14 protein-coding genes are annotated in these 16,595 nt (G+C 43.9%); 12 read left to right on the forward strand and 2 right to left on the reverse strand.

The annotated features are described in order from the left end of the window. The first annotated feature begins 287 nt into the window (after positions 1 to 287). Genes V1L65_RS09010 through V1L65_RS09035 form a run of 6 tightly spaced genes read left to right on the forward strand, consistent with a single transcriptional unit; the run spans position 288 to position 8,429 of the window. Positions 288 to 1,208 (forward strand): ABC transporter permease, encoded by a 921-nt coding sequence (locus tag V1L65_RS09010; protein WP_331698794.1) that lies wholly within the window; start codon positions 288 to 290, stop codon positions 1,206 to 1,208. 17 nt (positions 1,209 to 1,225) lie between these two features. Next, positions 1,226 to 2,131: a carbohydrate ABC transporter permease gene (locus V1L65_RS09015; RefSeq protein WP_331698795.1), complete on the forward strand. Its 906-nt coding sequence runs from the start codon at positions 1,226 to 1,228 to the stop codon at positions 2,129 to 2,131. Between the two features lie 38 nt (positions 2,132 to 2,169). After that, positions 2,170 to 3,864 carry an ABC transporter substrate-binding protein gene (locus V1L65_RS09020; protein WP_331698797.1) on the forward strand — a complete coding sequence of 565 codons (1,695 nt, stop codon included), beginning with the start codon at positions 2,170 to 2,172 and terminating at the stop codon, positions 3,862 to 3,864. Positions 3,865 to 3,885: 21 nt separating this feature from the next. After that, a complete protein-coding gene (locus V1L65_RS09025) occupies positions 3,886 to 4,758 on the forward strand; it encodes a sugar phosphate isomerase/epimerase family protein (RefSeq protein WP_331698798.1) in 873 nt (290 codons plus the stop codon). Positions 4,759 to 4,789: 31 nt separating this feature from the next. After that, positions 4,790 to 7,096: a helix-turn-helix domain-containing protein gene (locus tag V1L65_RS09030; protein ID WP_331698799.1), complete on the forward strand. Its 2,307-nt coding sequence runs from the start codon at positions 4,790 to 4,792 to the stop codon at positions 7,094 to 7,096. Positions 7,097 to 7,130: 34 nt separating this feature from the next. Continuing rightward, positions 7,131 to 8,429, forward strand: a complete 1,299-nt coding sequence (locus V1L65_RS09035) for an alpha-L-fucosidase (protein WP_442955680.1) — start codon at positions 7,131 to 7,133, stop codon at positions 8,427 to 8,429. Between the two features lie 81 nt (positions 8,430 to 8,510). On the opposite strand, the gene V1L65_RS09040 is transcribed toward V1L65_RS09035, so the two are convergent. Further along, positions 8,511 to 10,265: a sensor histidine kinase gene (locus V1L65_RS09040; RefSeq protein ID WP_331698800.1), complete on the reverse strand. Its 1,755-nt coding sequence runs from the start codon at positions 10,263 to 10,265 to the stop codon at positions 8,511 to 8,513. Beyond that, positions 10,262 to 10,990: a response regulator transcription factor gene (locus V1L65_RS09045; protein ID WP_331698801.1), complete on the reverse strand. Its 729-nt coding sequence runs from the start codon at positions 10,988 to 10,990 to the stop codon at positions 10,262 to 10,264. Before V1L65_RS09045 ends, V1L65_RS09040 begins: the two co-directional genes overlap by 4 nt. 154 nt (positions 10,991 to 11,144) lie before the next feature. Between V1L65_RS09045 and V1L65_RS09050 the strand changes: the two genes are divergently transcribed. The 6 genes from V1L65_RS09050 (at position 11,145) to V1L65_RS09075 (ending at position 16,492) form a co-directional block, all read left to right on the forward strand. After that, positions 11,145 to 12,359, forward strand: a complete 1,215-nt coding sequence (locus V1L65_RS09050) for a DUF418 domain-containing protein (RefSeq protein ID WP_331698802.1) — start codon at positions 11,145 to 11,147, stop codon at positions 12,357 to 12,359. A gap of 82 nt (positions 12,360 to 12,441) precedes the next feature. Next, positions 12,442 to 12,621: a hypothetical protein gene (locus tag V1L65_RS09055; RefSeq protein ID WP_331698803.1), complete on the forward strand. Its 180-nt coding sequence runs from the start codon at positions 12,442 to 12,444 to the stop codon at positions 12,619 to 12,621. A 122-nt stretch (positions 12,622 to 12,743) separates the two neighbouring features. Next, positions 12,744 to 13,196: a hypothetical protein gene (locus tag V1L65_RS09060; protein ID WP_331698804.1), complete on the forward strand. Its 453-nt coding sequence runs from the start codon at positions 12,744 to 12,746 to the stop codon at positions 13,194 to 13,196. Positions 13,197 to 13,408: 212 nt separating this feature from the next. Continuing rightward, positions 13,409 to 14,005 (forward strand): TetR/AcrR family transcriptional regulator, encoded by a 597-nt coding sequence (locus tag V1L65_RS09065; RefSeq protein WP_331698805.1) that lies wholly within the window; start codon positions 13,409 to 13,411, stop codon positions 14,003 to 14,005. Further along, positions 13,995 to 15,500 carry an MDR family MFS transporter gene (locus V1L65_RS09070; protein ID WP_442955681.1) on the forward strand — a complete coding sequence of 502 codons (1,506 nt, stop codon included), beginning with the start codon at positions 13,995 to 13,997 and terminating at the stop codon, positions 15,498 to 15,500. Before V1L65_RS09065 ends, V1L65_RS09070 begins: the two co-directional genes overlap by 11 nt. A gap of 401 nt (positions 15,501 to 15,901) precedes the next feature. Beyond that, positions 15,902 to 16,492 carry a hypothetical protein gene (locus V1L65_RS09075; protein WP_331698806.1) on the forward strand — a complete coding sequence of 197 codons (591 nt, stop codon included), beginning with the start codon at positions 15,902 to 15,904 and terminating at the stop codon, positions 16,490 to 16,492. The last annotated feature ends 103 nt before the right edge of the window (positions 16,493 to 16,595 follow it).

Genomic DNA, 16,595 nt, shown 5'->3' on the forward strand with positions numbered 1-16,595 from the left:
CGATATAATGACGAAATTTTATTATTTTGTTGAACATGGATGGTATTTAAAACCAACTGGATGGGTTAAAGAGCATTATTATTGTTGAAAAAAGACTGCTGCATGCCGAGAAAGTTGATTTTCTAAAATATTGCATAGCATTGGAATGATGTATAATGATGCAAAAAAGCTGTAAATATGCATGTGACAGCGCTTTCTAAAATAATGCAAAATTTCTGTAATCTTCATATATACATATCAGCCAATAACCGTTAATGTGAAAGCACCGGCCGGAATTCAGGAATGGAGTGTGGTGTGAGCTGAATGTTTTAAGAGCAGTAGGACAACGCTGGCAGCTATACGTACTATTTTCACTTCCACTGCTTTACATTATTGTTTTCAAATATGTGCCTATGCTCGGCGCAGTAATAGCTTTCAAGGATTTTAGTGTGACAAAGGGCATTTACGGGAGCGATTGGGTTGGTCTCAAGCATTTTACCCGGTTTTTTAATTCTTACGAATTTGGAAGACTGATGACGAATACCATCTCCATCAGCTTGTATACGCTAATAGCGAGCTTTCCTTTTCCGATTATGCTTGCGCTTGGCCTTAACATGGTCAAAAACCAGCGTTTTAAAAAATCAGTGCAAATGGTCACCTATGCTCCTTACTTTATTTCAATCGTTGTGCTTGTCGGTCTGATTATGCAAATACTTGATCCAAGAACCGGGATATTGAATCAGCTGCTGGCAGCAATAGGCTTTGACCCAGTTAATTTTATGGGAAAAGCATCCTATTTTCAATCCATTTATGTATGGTCGCATATTTGGCAAAACGCCGGATTTTCTTGCATTATATTTTTGGCGGCGCTATCCGGCATTGACCCTGAGATGCATGAGGCAGCAGTCGTAGACGGAGCAAGCAAGCTGCGCAGGATGTGGCATATTGATCTTCCTGGTATCATGCCGATCGCTATCATTTTGCTTATCCTTAATACGGGGCAGCTTCTGGACACGGGCTTTGAGAAAATATTGCTGATGCAAAACTCGCTTAATCTGCGTGCTTCCGAAGTCATAGATACGTATGTTTACAAGGTGGGGCTTGTGTCTCAAGCGATTAATTTTTCTTATGCGACGGCGATCGGGTTGTTTAAAGCGGTTATCGGATTCGGCTTATTATTAATTGTAAATCATACCGCCAAAAAGCTGGGACAGGAAAGCTTATGGTAGAGAGGCGGGCGAAGCATATGGCTAAAACAGACCAATCGGCGATTAAAGATTCAAGAGGAGATCGCATTTTCAATGTAATCAATTACACCGTTCTTTCTATTGTGCTATTTCTTGTTTTATATCCGCTCGTCTATGTTGTAAGCGCTTCATTTAGTTCTACAACTGCGGTACTGTCCGGGAAGGTGTGGCTGTGGCCGATCGAACCGACTTTGGATGGGTATAAGGCTGTATTTAAAAATAAGATGGTAATTACCGGTTTTGGCAATACATTTTTGTATACTGCGATGGGTACGGCAGTTAATGTGCTGCTGTCCATTATGGCAGCCTATCCATTATCGCGCAAAGATTTCCGCGGCCGCCATCTGTTTATGCTTTTATTTGTATTTACGATGATGTTTAACGGCGGGTTGATTCCGACCTACCTTATTGTAAAGGATTTAGGCATGATAGATACGATTTGGGCAATGGTTATACCGGCAGCACTCAGTGTGTGGAACGTTATTATTATGCGCACTTACTTCCAAACGACGATTCCGCGCGAGCTGCTTGATGCCTCTCAAATTGACGGCTGCAGCGATTTTAAATTTCTTGTGCGCATCGTGCTGCCATTGTCAGGGCCGATTGTGGCAGTTATTGCATTGTTCTATGCAGTAGGCCATTGGAATCAATACTTTAATGCGCTGATTTATTTGAAAAGCGCCAAGCTGTATCCTTTACAGCTTGTGCTGCGCGATATTCTTATTCAGAATGAAGTAAATATTGAAATGCTGGGTGATGCCAAGACAGCGGCCGCCAGACAAGGCTTGCGCGAGCTGCTCAAATATTCTTTGATTGTTGTATCATCGGTGCCTTTGCTTCTCGTATATCCTTTTGTGCAAAAGTATTTTGTCAGAGGCGTTATGATTGGTTCGATTAAAGGCTAGTTCAATATAACCCTTGGGGGTTCTGGGGAGGTTTATAGATGAAAAAATCATTAACCTATCTTTTGACAGTTTGTTTAATATTTTCGCTAGTGCTTGCAGCCTGTGCCAAAAATGAACCGAAGCCGCAAACACCGGCGGCTGGCAGTGAAGGGCAATCCAAGCCGCCAGCTGAGCAGAAGGAAAAAGAGCTGCTGACACCGCCGGGAACGTATCCGATCGTCAATGAAAAAGTGACGCTTAAAGTCATGGTGCGCGGCAATCCGCTAGTAGAGGATTTTGCAACGAATGAGTTTACCAAGTGGTATGAAGAAAAAACGAATGTTCATATAGAGTGGGAGGTTGTTCCCGAGCAAAGCAGGCAGGAAAAGCTTAATCTCGCTTTAACCAGCAATGATTATCCAGACATTATTTTCGGCATCAATGTGTCGGCAGCTCAACAGATGATATTTGGCTCACAAGGAATTTTTTTGCCGCTTAACGATTTAATAGAGGAGCAAGGGGTGCAGACGAAGAAGTTATTTGCAGACAGCCCTTTAGTTAAAGAAACTATTACAGCGCCAGACGGAAATATATATGCGCTGCCGGATATTAATGAATGCTATCACTGCTCTATGAGTCAAAAAATGTGGATATATGAGCCTTGGCTCAAAGAGGTAGGGCTTGATATGCCGACCACAACGGAAGAGTTTTATGAAGTGCTGAAAGCTTTTAAAGAGAAGGATCCTAATAAGAACGGTAAGCCTGATGAGGTGCCGCTTGCTTTTACGCCTAAATCCTGGAGGTCTTCGATTGAAGCCTTTTTAATGAATTCTTTTGTTTACAATCCGATGCTTAGCACCAGTACGAAATATTTGTATATTAATGAAGATGGCAAGGTGGATGCTTCCTTCAACAAGCCTGGCTGGAAGGAAGGCCTTGAATATATGAATCGCCTGTATAAGGAAGGCTTGATTGCGCCTGAATCGTTCACACAGGATGAAAATCAGCTTATCCAGCTAGGTGAAAACCCGGGAGAAGTCATTCTTGGCGCTTCAGCTGGCGGGCATCAGGGCGTCTTTACACAACTGATGGGCGAGAGCGGCCGCTGGAGCGAATATAAAACAGTGCCGCCGCTGCTCGGACCGAGCGGTGTTCAATATGCAGCTTATGATCCGCTTGGCATGACAGTCGGCTCGTTTATTATTACAGATAAAGCCAAATATCCGGAAGTAGCCTTAAGATGGGCAGATGGTTTATACGAATTTGAGCATACGCTGCGCAGCAATTATGGCCGGCCAGGCGAGGAATGGCGCGAAGCGGAAGCTGGTGAAATTGGTATTAATGGCAAGCCTGCACAATGGTCGGAGCTGAAATCATTCGGCACGGTGCAGAACGTCAATTATGCGCAGACAGGACCAGGCATGCGCTCCAACGATTTCAGATTAAGCGCGGTAGCCAAAGGGGAGGACGATCTTGAAGTTATTTTGTACAATGAGACTAAAAACAAATATGAGCCTTATGCACCAACTAAAGTGAAAACGCTTCCTCCACTATTTTTTACGGAGGAGCAGGCTTCAGAAGTAGCAGACTTGGCCAAAACGCTCTATGACTTCGTTGAAGAAATGACTGCACGCTTCGTAATTGGTGATGCAGACCTTAACAAAGAATGGGACAGCTACTTGAAAACATTGAATGATATGAATCTTAATCGATATTTGGAGCTGTACCAGCAAACCTATGATGCTAATAAATAAACAAAAGGAAGCAGGGATTTTATGAAGCTTGGCATAAGCAGCTATTGCTTATTACCTGCATTAAATGCAGGAGAAATGAATGTGCTTGAACTGCCGAAATGGGTGAAAGAGCATGGAGGCGAGCATTTGGAGCTAGTTCCTTATGGCTTTACGCTGGTGGATCAGCCTGAGCTTGCTGATGAGCTGAGAGAATGCGCCAAGCAGGAAGGCATTGAACTGTCGAACTATTCCATGCCAGCCAACTTTGTTCAAGACAGCGAGGAATTGTTTGTTGCAGAGGTAGAGCGGCTTAAGCAGCATGTCGAACTGCTAGATCGCATGAATATCCGCCATATGCGCCATGATGTGACCGCCTTTACAATACCGAAGGAAAAGACTACGCTCACTTACTTTTTAGACAGCTTGCCGCAAATCATAGAGGGAAGCAGGCAAATTGCTGACTACGCAGCCCAGTTCGGCATCACGACGACGATTGAAAATCATGGATTCAGCGTGCAGTTAAGCGATCGGGTACAGAGGGTATTGTTTGAGGTGGATCGGCCTAACTTTAAAACGACGCTGGATATAGGCAATTTCTTATGCGTAGACGAGGACCCGATGGTAGGAGTGATGAATAACTTGCCTTACGCGTCTCTAATTCATGTAAAGGATTTTTATATTCGTCCCTTTGACGAAGATCCTGGCGAAGGAAAATGGTTCCGTACAACGCATGGCAATTATTTGCGCGGATCGATTTTTGGTCATGGAGAGGTGGATACGAGGCGTATTTTTAAATATATAAAAAATTCTGGCTATGACGGCAAGCTGACCTTGGAGTTTGAAGGAATGGAGGAGTGCCGTGAAGCAACTAGAATCAGCCTGAATAATGTGAGGAGATTGTGGGAGGAAAGCTGAAGCTAACTTGACAATGGGGGAGTTTCGACAGATGAAACGATCAAAATACGAGCACTTTACACTGCCTTTTCGCTTTTTTGCGCCATCCGTATTCATTTTGCTCGGCTCATTGCTGGCAGGAATTTTTGCCTACCATAAAACATCGGAGCTGGTTGAAAGCGAGGCGATGAAAAATAACTTGGCTGTGCTGAATCAAACGCGAAGTATTTTGGATAGACGCTTTTCGGAAATTGAAATGATTGCGCATCAGCTTGCCAATGATACGAAGGTCGTCTCTTTTCAGCATGTGCGCGAGCCATATTCCGGCACAAATCCGTATAAGCTGCTATTAACTGAAAAGGCGCTGCTTGATTACCGATTAACGAATCATTTTCTAATTGATTATTTTTTGGTATTCAAAAAAAGCGATATGGTCATCTCCCCCAGTAAGGTGTACGGGCTTCGGCAATTTTATGAAATGCAATTCAATTACGAGAATATGACGGCAGAGGAATGGTCGGCTTCGATTTTAAACGGCTATCACTATCGTACCTATATTCCAGCGCAGCGAGCCGTATATGAAAAAAAGCAATATTCCGTTGTCAGTTATGTGCAATCCTTTGGCAATCGCAGTCTATATGGCGGCGCAGTTGTTGTCATGATCGACAATGATCAAATTCAAGCGCTGCTGCGCGAGCTCGATATTCAGCAGGGAGGGTTTGCTTATATCGCTGATCAGGAGGGCCGTATCATCAGTTATGTTTCCTCTGATCCGGAATTTGTGCCTGAGCCGATGGTGGCGCAAGGAGCGGCTCCTCATGCAGAGCTGATTATGAACGGTCAAAAGATGCTTGTCACCCAAACGACATCCTCTTTCAACGGCTGGACCTTTGTATCCGCGCAGCCTTTGCAGGTTGTGCTGCAGAAGGTCAATTATTTGAAGCAATTAACATGGGTTATTTTTATAACGGCTTTAATAGTAGGCTTGCTCATTGCCGGCTTCTTTGCTTACCGGCACAGCCGGCCCTGGCAAAGACTGCTTGGCGCGCTGGCTTTGCCGCAGCCGCTCGATCAAGACGCGCCGCTTCCGAAAAACCCGATGGATGTTATTCAACATTCAGTAATGAGGCTTATTCATAATAATGAACTGCTCCAGGAGCGGCTGGAGAAGCAGCTGCCGATGCTTAAAAATGCTTTTTTTGACCGATTGCTGAAAGGACAATTCCATGCCCGGCGCGATATAGAAGTAACGATGTCTCATCTCGGTATACAGTGGAATCATCGCTTCAGCGTTGTTGCAATTCTGCATGTCAACACATATGCCGGCGATTACAGCGAGGACGTGCTCATGGAGCTCGACATAAAAAAGCTCGCTATACATGAACTGATCCAGAAAGCTTATTCCCGGAGCATATTTACGCAGGATATGGATGTCAATAAAATCGCGCTGCTTATGAATATCGATGCAGAAACCGCTGATGCATGCAAGGCTAAGCTCCGCTCGCAATTGCTTGATCTTCATCATCAGCTTACGAGCAATTTTCATATAAGGGCATGGATGGTAATCGGCGGAGAAGTTGAGGATATTGTTGATATTTCAAGATCGTATGAAGAAGCCAGTCTTGCAGCTAACTATGGCGGATGGAACGAGGATTGTCCTGTTATTTTCCAGCATGAACTATCGATGCAGCTGGAAACCTACTATTTTCCTACTGATGTAGAAACTCGACTGTTGAATCTTGTGAAATCGGGCAATCAATCCGAAACGAAAAAGCTGCTGGAGCACATTGAAGAAAAGAATGAGGAGAGACAGCTGTCATATGCCATGAAAAAGATGCTGGTGCATGAGCTGTCCGCGGCCCTGCTCAAGTGCTGTGATATGCTTGGCATGGAAAAGGGCGGTCTTGCCGCCGAGCTGGAGCTGTCTATTAAAATGATGGAGCAAATGCAGCCGCCAGAGGAGGCGCTGGAAAACCTTTCCGCAGCTTTTTGCCAGGTGACACAGAAGATCGACTGCCGCAAGAAGAGCCATAACGACGAGCTGAAGGACGAAATGCTGAAATATATCGTAGACAATTATATGCGTTCCGAGCTGAGCCTAAGTATGCTTTCCACTGTTTTTCAAACATCGGAGGCTTACATTTCTTACTTTTTTAAGGAGCAGACAGGTGAGAATTTTTCTGAGTACGTAGAAAAAGTTAGAATGTCTAAGGCGAAATCGCTTCTGACAGACAGCGAGCTTTCCATTAATGAAATTGCAAATTGGGTAGGCTATTATTCTTTAAATACATTTAGCAGAGCTTTCAAACGCGCGAATGGAATGAGCGCAACGCAATACCGCAGATCTATGCAGCCGTAGTAATTATTGAGGTCCTATTAATTATATTAGCATATTGGAGGTGCAGCTGGTGCTGGAGAGGGACATAAGAACAAAATGGTTTCTGGAAGCAAGATACGGCATGTTTATTCATTGGGGCTTGTATGCAATCCCTGCGCGCGGTGAATGGGTCCGCTCCAATGAACGGATTTCTAATGAAGACTATGAAACCTATTTCGAGCAATTTAATCCTACGCGCTATCAGCCAAAGGAATGGGCGAAGCTTGCCAAAGCAGCTGGTCATCAATACGTCGTTATGACGACGAAGCATCATGACGGCTTTTGCTTGTTTGATAGTCAATTGACAGACTATAAGGCTGGCAATACGAAAATAGGTAAAGATTTGATTCGCGAATATGTGGACGCTTTCCGTGAAGTAGGTATTGCGATCGGGTTTTATTATTCCATTATTGACTGGCATCATGAGCATTATCCCGCTTACGGCGATCGTTATCACCCTATGCGGGAGCATGAAGCTTATAAAAATAAAGAAGTTGATTTTTCACGATATATTGCTTATATGCACGGACAAGTGGAAGAGCTTGTTACGAATTATGGAAAGATCGATATTATGTGGTTTGACTTCTCTTATGATCATATGTCAGGCGAAAAATGGCAGGCAGAGCAATTAATCCAGATGATTCGTTCTCATCAGCCGGATATCATCATTGATAATCGGCTTGGCGGCAATTTTATGGCGGCAGAGCCGGAAAATTATGCTGGCGATTTCTATTCACCTGAGCAGATTATTCCGCCTGGCGGCGTTGTGGATGAGCTTGGCCGACCGGTGCCCTGGGAGGCTTGCCTTACGCTAAATAATCATTGGGGCTATCACGCCTCGGACAACGCCTACAAATCTCCCCGCCAAATCGTACGGGCATTGGTAGAATGTGTGAGCAAAAACGGCAATATGCTGCTGAATGTCGGACCGGATGCTGAAGGAGAAATTCCGAAGCAGTCGAAGGAAATATTGTCGTCAGTTGGCGATTGGCTGAGCAGAAACAGCCGCAGCATATATGGCTGCAAAGCAGCTTCGCTTGCAAAGCCTGAGTGGGGAAGGTATACGCAAAACGGACGTTTCCTGTATGCGCATATTTTTGACCGCGGAATTGGACCAATCTACTTCCAGGGCTTGAAGGGCAAAATTAAACGAGCGAGGCTATTGGCGGATGGATCAGAGCTTAGGTCTGGCACGATGTGGATGGCCGAGCAATATTCCGATATCGAAGGCGGAGCCTTTATTAGCTTGCCTGGCGGAGATCTGCCGGATGAGCTTAATACAGTCATAGAGCTGGAACTGTATGAGCCATTATAAGTGAAACGAGGATAAACGGTTCCACCGTCCTTTGCAATAAAAACCTCCCTAGCAAGCGTGAGCAGGGAGGTTTTTGCGTTATTAATTAGTTTGGGACAGCGGGAATTTGACGGTAATTATTGTGCCTTGATTAATTTGCGACTTGACGGTTATGTTTCCGTGATGAGCTTCTACGATCATTTTGGCAATGCTCATCCCAAGTCCAGAGCCGCTGCTGGATTCCTCGGAATTTGTGCCTCTGTAGTATCGTTCAAAGAGCATAGCCTGTGTATCTGAATCCATGCCTTGTCCGTTGTCAGCAACCGATATGAAGGCGCTATGCTCTTTTTTTTCTACCGTTGTAGTAATCGTTATTCCAGGCGCGTTGTGCTTTATTGCATTGAAAATCAAATTATCCATCAAGCGAAGCAGCCAAAGCTCATTCCCTTGAATAATGACAGCATCGGCTTCATCATCCTCGTATTGAAAATCTACCCCTGTTAATGTAGCATCGTTTACATATTTTATGATAGCATGGCGCACAAGCCTGTTCAGCTCAATCGGTCTTGCGCCTGCCAACGCATCGGTTTGCTTGAGCTGATTAATATAGGAAAAATCGGTGATCAGCTCCAGCATAAAATCTCCCTTTTCGCGAATCATACGGCCCATTTCCTGCAGCTCGTCCTTCGACCATTGCTCCGGCGACTGCTCGAGTATATAGGCATAGCCCTGTATCGTTGAAAGTGGCGTACGCAAATCATGGGATATACCGCTCATCCACTGCTCTCTAGAACGCTCCAGCCGCTGCCTGTCTTTTTCCGTTTGTGCAAGCCGTTGCGCCATCTCATAGAAATTATGGATAGCTTCCCGGTAAAGTCTGTATCTCGTGCGGAGCTTTCCGTTTCTTCGGAAAACCTTTCGCTTGTCCTTTGCAGTCAGCACTTCATCATAGTTGCCGCTTTCCATTCGATTAAACCAGCCTGCAAAAAGAATGAGAGGCTGGCTGTAGCGGTATCCAAGCCAGAAGGATAATAACAAAGACAGAGCAAGTATGGCAATAGCTGCAATTCCGAATGAGCGTATAATGTCAGAGAATATTGGCTGTTTGACATAGCTATTCATATCCCGATCTTTGTGCAGGATCCAAGTGTTGAGCCCATCTTCCGAAACATGCATCGTAATTTGTCCACTGTGATCGCCATTTCGATCTTGAATGGCGAGCAGCTCAAGCGGCTTTAGCTCATTAGAATCGTTGTCTGCTTCCTTACCTATCGTATACAGCTTTTTTCCTTCATGGTTGATTATCGTAAGATAGCCGCCTATTTGATTTAGCTCGTCTTCAAGTGCGGTAATAGCTGTTTCGTCAGGCCGTCCATTCTGTTCATAGGCATTGTACCATTGCAGAAGCTGCTGGCGCAGAGGGCTTTTATAGCCAATCAAATAAAGCAGCGGTTCCGCCTCGAACAGATCCAGCTCGGATTCAATAAAATAGCTGCCATATGCATGTTGTTCTTTAATTTCCCGAAGCTCCTTCAAATTGTATTGCTCAGGAACGTCATCTGGCTTATTAATTGTATGAATCACTTTTCCATCACTATTAATGATCTGCAGCCACAGCTGATGCTTAACTAAAAAGCTGTCCCAGTATTTATTAAGGGTAATGGATCCATTTTCGTATAGAGCCTCGCTAGTTACAGCCTGCAAGGCGCCAACTGGCACATTTTGCTTCATTTCTTCATTTGTCATACGGCCAATTAAAATAAAAACTAATGTTAAAAGTGCAATAATTACAAAAACAGAATAAAGAATCAGCTGAAGGATGAAATGTAAAGTAATACGGTTTTGAACCTTCATCATAAGTTCGGTTCCTTCATAAGTTTGTAGCCCAGCCCTCTGACCGTAAGCAAATGGGCAGGATTGCTGGGATCCAGCTCGATTCTTTCGCGGATACGGCGAATATGCACCATGACAGTATTGTCGTCGCCTAGCCCATCCATGCCCCAAACAGCCTCATACAGCTGAGCTTTTGAAAAGACGATGCCGGGATATTTGCAGAAATGCAGCAAGAGCTGGAACACTTGAGCAGGTACAGCAACCTGCTGTCCATCAACCGTTAATTCACCAGCAGCGGCGTCCAATTGAAATCTGCCGTATTGATACACGTCATTTGATTTAACAGCAGGGGAAGTCTGACCCGCGGGTTTAGCAGGCTGCTGTATTCTTCTTAGTCGGGCTTTAATTCTTGCTACGATCTCAAGCGGATTGAAGGGCTTCGTAATATAATCGTCGCCTCCGACAGCAAAGCCGGTTAAAACGTCGAGATCGGAAGCTTTCGCTGTCAAAAAGAAAATATGAGGCTGTCCGAACTGTCTCAGCTTGCTGCAAAGCTCAAGTCCGCTTCCATCCGGCAGCATAATATCAAGCAAAACAATGTCAGCCCCGTGCCGAGAGATTTGATCCATTGCCTCCTGGCAGGTGTAAGCTAAATAAACTTGCGTAAAGCCTTCTTTGCGCAATATAAATTCAAGCATTTTGGCAATTGAGGTTTCATCATCTACAATTAATATTTTTTGATTATTCATGTTACATCACCCATTGCTATGCTATCACATTAACCTTAACAATAGCTAAACTGCAATAATAATAATTAAACGGAAATTAAGATGGCGTTATGAAGCTGTTTAGCAGAGTGCTGTAAGCTAGTTAGTGAGGTGATGCGATGTGATTACAACAAAAATGAAAAGTGAACGTGCAACAATAATCGATGCGATCAGGGGATTTAGCTTGCTCGGCATTTTGCTCGCTAACATGCTGATTTTTCAGTATGGCATGTTCGGCGAAGAGAAATTGGCGCTCTTCCCGCTAGCGACTAAGCTCGATCTATTTTTGCATCAATGTTTAACGGTATTTGTGAAAGGAAGCTTTATGCCGATCTTTATGTTTTTATTCGGCTTTGGGCTTTACAAGCTGAGAGAAAGCTTGATTCGCAAAGGCTACAAGCCTTGGCGATCGCTTGTCAGGCGATTTCTGATGCTGGCAGCGATTGGTCTGCTCCACGGCTACTTGCTGTGGGAGGGGGATATTCTTATGGCCTACGGCGTAGTGAGCTTCGGGTTGCTCTTATTCCTTAAGCGCAAGCCTAGGACACTGGTTATATGGGCAGTTGTTCTAGCTCTGCTAATTGCTGCGCTATCTTATGGCGGCTCCAACGATTTGTTTGGTGATAATGCCAAGATTAATGATTATGTTGCTCGTTCTATAGAAATTTACGGGCAAGGCAGCTATTCAGATATTTTAAGCTTTCGAAATAATGAATTTCCAATTGATATAGCTGGGGGATTAGCTGTAGTAATTTTATTGCTTACGCCGTTAATGCTTGCTCCGATGTTTTTGTTTGGAATCGCTGCAGCTAACAAGGGCTGGTTTGAAAACCCGTATAGCGAACGCAGGCGGTACAGGCTGCTGGCTCTTATTCTTGCTCCGCAAGGCATCCTTTTTAAAGGCTTTGGCGTTTGGCAAGAAGGCTCTGGCTTTGCAGGGGTTGCTGGCACGTTAGGAAGCATACTGTTAGCATTAGCTTATATTTTTACAGCTGCATATATTTTTTCATTTCTTACTAGAAAATCAGTCATGTTTAAAGCTTTTGAGGCGGTCGGCAGAATGTCGCTTACGAATTATTTGATGCAGACCGTTATTTGTACCACTGTATTTTACGGCTACGGATTCGGCTTGTTCGGCAAAATAGGTATATTGGCTGGAATATTGCTGGCTATCTTGATATATGCTGCCCAAGCAGCAGCTTCTATGTGGCTGTTGAAAAGGTTCAAGCAAGGGCCGGTGGAGCGGATGCTTAGAATGTGGACCTATTTTTCATTAGGGGGCAGGATAAGGATTAAAGGGAGGCAGAACCTTAACACTTATACTGTTGCTGAGGATCATGCTCTGAACTAGACACAAAATCGGATATAAGCAATAATTGAGAGAGGATTGACTCCTATTGAATATATCGATTGGTGCAAGGGAGGAAATTAGATTGCTTAGTTTTTTTAAACCGCAAATATTAAAGTGCTCCGTATGCAATCAAGTGATTAAAGAAAAAGAACAATTTACGGTTACGTTGACGCTGCCTTCAGAAGCGATGATGCCTGTAGGCATTCTGGATAAAGTGCTGGCCAAGCATGCAGCAGAAGTGATTTGCAGCGGCTGTAAGTGAATGGGATTTTTCGTTAAATGAAACTATTAATGGCATGCAATTTTTGTGATATGATGGATGTAATGTCTGATATTCATTTTTCGCGATGCAGTCAGCGCAAATGTGTCAAGGGAGTCATATAAATGAGGCGTAAAATCAATTTTGTAACGATAATCCTATCGACTCTAATGCTAATTGCAGCAGCAATATTTTTTGTTTCACATAAAAATGATGTAAAGCTGATTGTAGTCAGCAATGAAAATGAAATGCCCTCCCGTATTATGAAAGGGTCAAAGAGCGGGCCGGCTTCGAAAGGAATCCAGCTGTTTTATGAACAACATGGCGATAAGGAGTACCGCTATTGGCTGTATTTGAATAAAGGGAAGCTAGCGGCGAAGCAGCTTAAGGAAACCTTCAAAATTAATGTAGTCGAAGATAATGGCAGGCTTAAAATTTATATAGAAGATGCGGTAGTCCGTAAAGATTTTGAGGCCCAAAGCACGATTATTGCCTACTGTCTTCATGCTTACCCGCCAGACCGGGTGCAGGTATATTATAATAAACAAATGCTGGATATAGACGTTGAATCGATATGAAATACATGTGGCCGAATCCGCTTTGCGGGATTCGGTTTTTTTGAAATAATAAAAAGTATAAGTTTTCTCCTTTTACTTGTTCCTATATTTCATCGGTAAACGCGCCTGTCCAAAGGACGGCGGAGCCGTTTATCCTTGTTTGACAGCCACGGATAGTCAGATTATAATTATATAGACCAGTCGTTATAATTAGAAGAAAGAGGAGAATTACATTGCCAAGAGAAATCGATGCCAAAGAAAGCATACTAATAGCCGCTTCAAAGCTTTTTCAGCAGCAGGGCTATCATGCTACTGGCTTGAATCAAATCATTAAGGAGTCAGGCTGTCCCAAAGGCTCCTTGTATTATTATTTTCCGAATGGAAAAGAACAGCTTGCTGTAGAAGCGATAGCACGAGCGAAGCATCAAGCAGTGGGGGAGTTTAAGGAGTATTTGGCGCGGGAAGAGGATGTGGTTAAAGCAATCGATATTTTTTTACTTGAGAATTCGCAGTTTGATATAAATGCCGAGTACGACGGCATACCGCTCGCTTTAATTGCACTGGAAACGTCATTGATCAGCGAGCCGCTTCGCCTAGCCTGCAGCGATGCATATGGCGCGGTAAGACAGCTGTTGCTGCAAAAGTTTCTCACGTCGGGCTGGTCGCGGGAAATGGCTGAGGAAGTATGTTCTTTTATATTTTCAATGGTGCAGGGAAGTGCTGTTTTTGCTATTACGGAGCTTTCCAATGAGCCGTTGATAACGGCGCATAAGCAAGTTATGGAGTATGTGCGCATGAAAGAGAAGGAGATGAAAGAACTTGAGCGATAGAGAGAATAAAAGGCTCGGAGCCGTGCCAAAAAAATATGAATTTTTGTCGCAAGACCCGTCTGTAAAGGTAATGCCGATTGTTATTTCTTTAATAATTGGCGCATTTTTTGCCATGCTGAATGAAACGCTGCTTAACATTGCCCTCAAAACTTTAATGGCAGAATTTGATATTTCAATAACGACGGTTCAGTGGATGGCGACTGGCTTTATGCTTGTAATGGGGATGGTCATTCCTGTGTCTGCTGTTATGATGCAGTGGTTTACTACCCGTCAAATGTTTTTGGGCACGTTAATTATTTTTACAATCGGAACGATCATATGCGCAGCCGCACCCGATTTTTCGCTGCTGCTGGCAGGCAGGTTTATGCAGGCAGTAGGAACAGGATTGCTGACACCGGTCATTTTTAATATATTCCTGCTCTTGTATCCGCCTGAGAAGCGGGGAGCGATGCTTGGACTTGTTGGTCTTGTGTTTATGTTTGCTCCAGCAATTGGCCCTACCCTATCCGGTGTAATTGTCGAGTATTTGGGCTGGCGTTATTTGTTTATTATCGTTATACCATTTATGATATTTTCGATATTGTTTGCATTTAAATACTTAGTTAACATATCAGAAATTACGAAGCCTAAGGTGGATATCGCTTCTATTATTTTATCCATGGCCGGCTTTGGCACATTAGTTTACGGCTTTAGTTCTGCAGGAGAAGCAAAGGGCGGTTTTACAAATCCGGTCGTTTTAGGGTCCATTATAATCGGCATTATTTTGCTGACTATTTTCTCTATTCGTCAATTAAAGCTTAAGGAACCGCTGCTGGATTTGAATGTATTTAAATACCCAATGTTCCGGCTCGGTGCAATCGTGTTTGTGCTTGTGATGATGGCGATGCTTTCCTCAGAAATTATTTTACCTTTGTTTATGCAAGGGCCGCTCGGCCTTGCGGCCGCAACGGCAGGTCTCGTTTTGCTGCCAGGCAGTATTCTTAATGGCTTAATGTCGCCTGTCATGGGAAAGCTCTTTGACAAGTTTGGACCGCGAGTGCTCATGGTGCCGGCGTCCATTTTATTAGCTCTGACCTTGCTTATGTTCAGTTTTTTAAGCGCCAATACTCCGCCATGGCAAATTGTTGTCGGCTATATTTTACTAATGCTATCCGTATCTGCCATGTTTATGCCATCTGAAACGAATGCCCTCAATCAGCTGCCAAAGTCGATGTATACACATGGCACTGCAGTATTGTCAACGCTGCAGCCGGTAGCTGGCGCAATAGGCGTATCGGTATTCGTCGGTTTAATGTCTGCAAGACAAAACTATTTGCTTGAACAGTCTGGCAGTCCGGAATCCCCGCTTGCGCAAATGGATTCCTTTGTCGGAGGCGTTCGCTTTGTGTATATAATTGGTTTTGCCTTGGCCGTGCTTACGTTCTTTTTAGCATTGCGGATGCGCCGCTCGCAGCCGGCAGTTGAAGAAGAAAAAGCTGTGGATAAAGCGTCTTAACGAGGATAAACGGTTGCTGATCAGGAAACGTATTGATTTACAAGCTTGATTGCAAAGGGATCTCCTCTCGTTTGCTTGTTGGTCTGTTGGTCAGAGGTTCCGTTATTACGTTCAAATTACAGTTTTGAGGCGACAAAGTGACAGACGTTCCGTTGTTGATCCATAAATCGCAGAAAAATCCCTATTTTATACCGGATAGCGGAACGTGTGGCCGCGAAATTAAATAAATTGCGATTTTGAGGCAATTAGCGGAACGTGTGACCATGTCGTCGAAAGACTTTAGTCTTTTATGGCTAAAGTCTTTTGTTTTTTAAGTCCTGCGAGTGTATAATCAAATAATCTTTTTATTACAGGCGCAATAAGCAATTATTAATTGATTTGTGTTAAAGGTGGGAATGTGCATGGCAACAGCAATGAAGACATTGAGAACGATACTAATAGCTTTATGTATAGTTGTGGCAGGGTGCTCGAATGCAAAGCCGGGGCCAGATGAGCCAAGGGAAACGCCTAATGCCAGTGCAATACCAAGCGTCATTCGTGCTGAAAAGCAGCAGGATGACTTTGTGTACAGGTTGATTGCGGATAAAGAGGCTTACGTGGAAGGCGATACGGTAACTATTTATGCAGAATTGGAGTATGTGGGGGAGAAGGAGCAAATCGATATTTACCATGCTGCATCTCCGTTTTATTTTCCGCTTGTGGAGAAGACGCGGAATTACTCGATTCCATATGCGATGAATGAGCCGCTTATCCAAACGACTTTAATAAAAGGCGAGCCGCTCAGAGAGGAATATAAGCGGAGCGGGGGCTATAGCTCATCGGATGATCCCAAATTTATTGAATTTATGATGGATTTTGTAGATAAAGGATTTGCGGCAGGCTTGTATGAGATGGATGGATCAGCACATTTTTATGTAGAGCAGGCAGGAAATCCGGACAAAACGACCTACGATCTAAAGGCGAAAATTAATTTTACTGTAAATGAAGCGTAGATGAAAAGGCGTCTGCTAGCGAGGCGCAATTATGGAATGATTGTACAATATTTAGTAAAGGCAGTCATCAAGGTCATTTTTTACCTTAATGACTGCCTTTTTC

It is taken from the genome of Paenibacillus sp. IITD108, assembly GCF_036541265.1.
GTDB lineage: Bacteria > Bacillota > Bacilli > Paenibacillales > Paenibacillaceae > Pristimantibacillus.

Excerpts from the sequence above, each read along its gene's own strand:
- V1L65_RS09015 (WP_331698795.1), top strand. The coding sequence starts at position 1,226 with ATGGCTAAAACAGACCAATCGGCGATTAAAGATTCAAGAGGAGATCGC.
- V1L65_RS09020 (WP_331698797.1), top strand. The coding sequence starts at position 2,170 with ATGAAAAAATCATTAACCTATCTTTTGACAGTTTGTTTAATATTTTCG.
- V1L65_RS09025 (WP_331698798.1), top strand. The coding sequence starts at position 3,886 with ATGAAGCTTGGCATAAGCAGCTATTGCTTATTACCTGCATTAAATGCA.
- V1L65_RS09030 (WP_331698799.1), top strand. The coding sequence starts at position 4,790 with ATGAAACGATCAAAATACGAGCACTTTACACTGCCTTTTCGCTTTTTT.
- V1L65_RS09040 (WP_331698800.1), bottom strand. The coding sequence starts at position 10,265 with ATGATGAAGGTTCAAAACCGTATTACTTTACATTTCATCCTTCAGCTG.
- V1L65_RS09045 (WP_331698801.1), bottom strand. The coding sequence starts at position 10,990 with ATGAATAATCAAAAAATATTAATTGTAGATGATGAAACCTCAATTGCC.
- V1L65_RS09050 (WP_331698802.1), top strand. The coding sequence starts at position 11,145 with ATGAAAAGTGAACGTGCAACAATAATCGATGCGATCAGGGGATTTAGC.
- V1L65_RS09060 (WP_331698804.1), top strand. The coding sequence starts at position 12,744 with ATGAGGCGTAAAATCAATTTTGTAACGATAATCCTATCGACTCTAATG.
- V1L65_RS09075 (WP_331698806.1), top strand. The coding sequence starts at position 15,902 with ATGGCAACAGCAATGAAGACATTGAGAACGATACTAATAGCTTTATGT.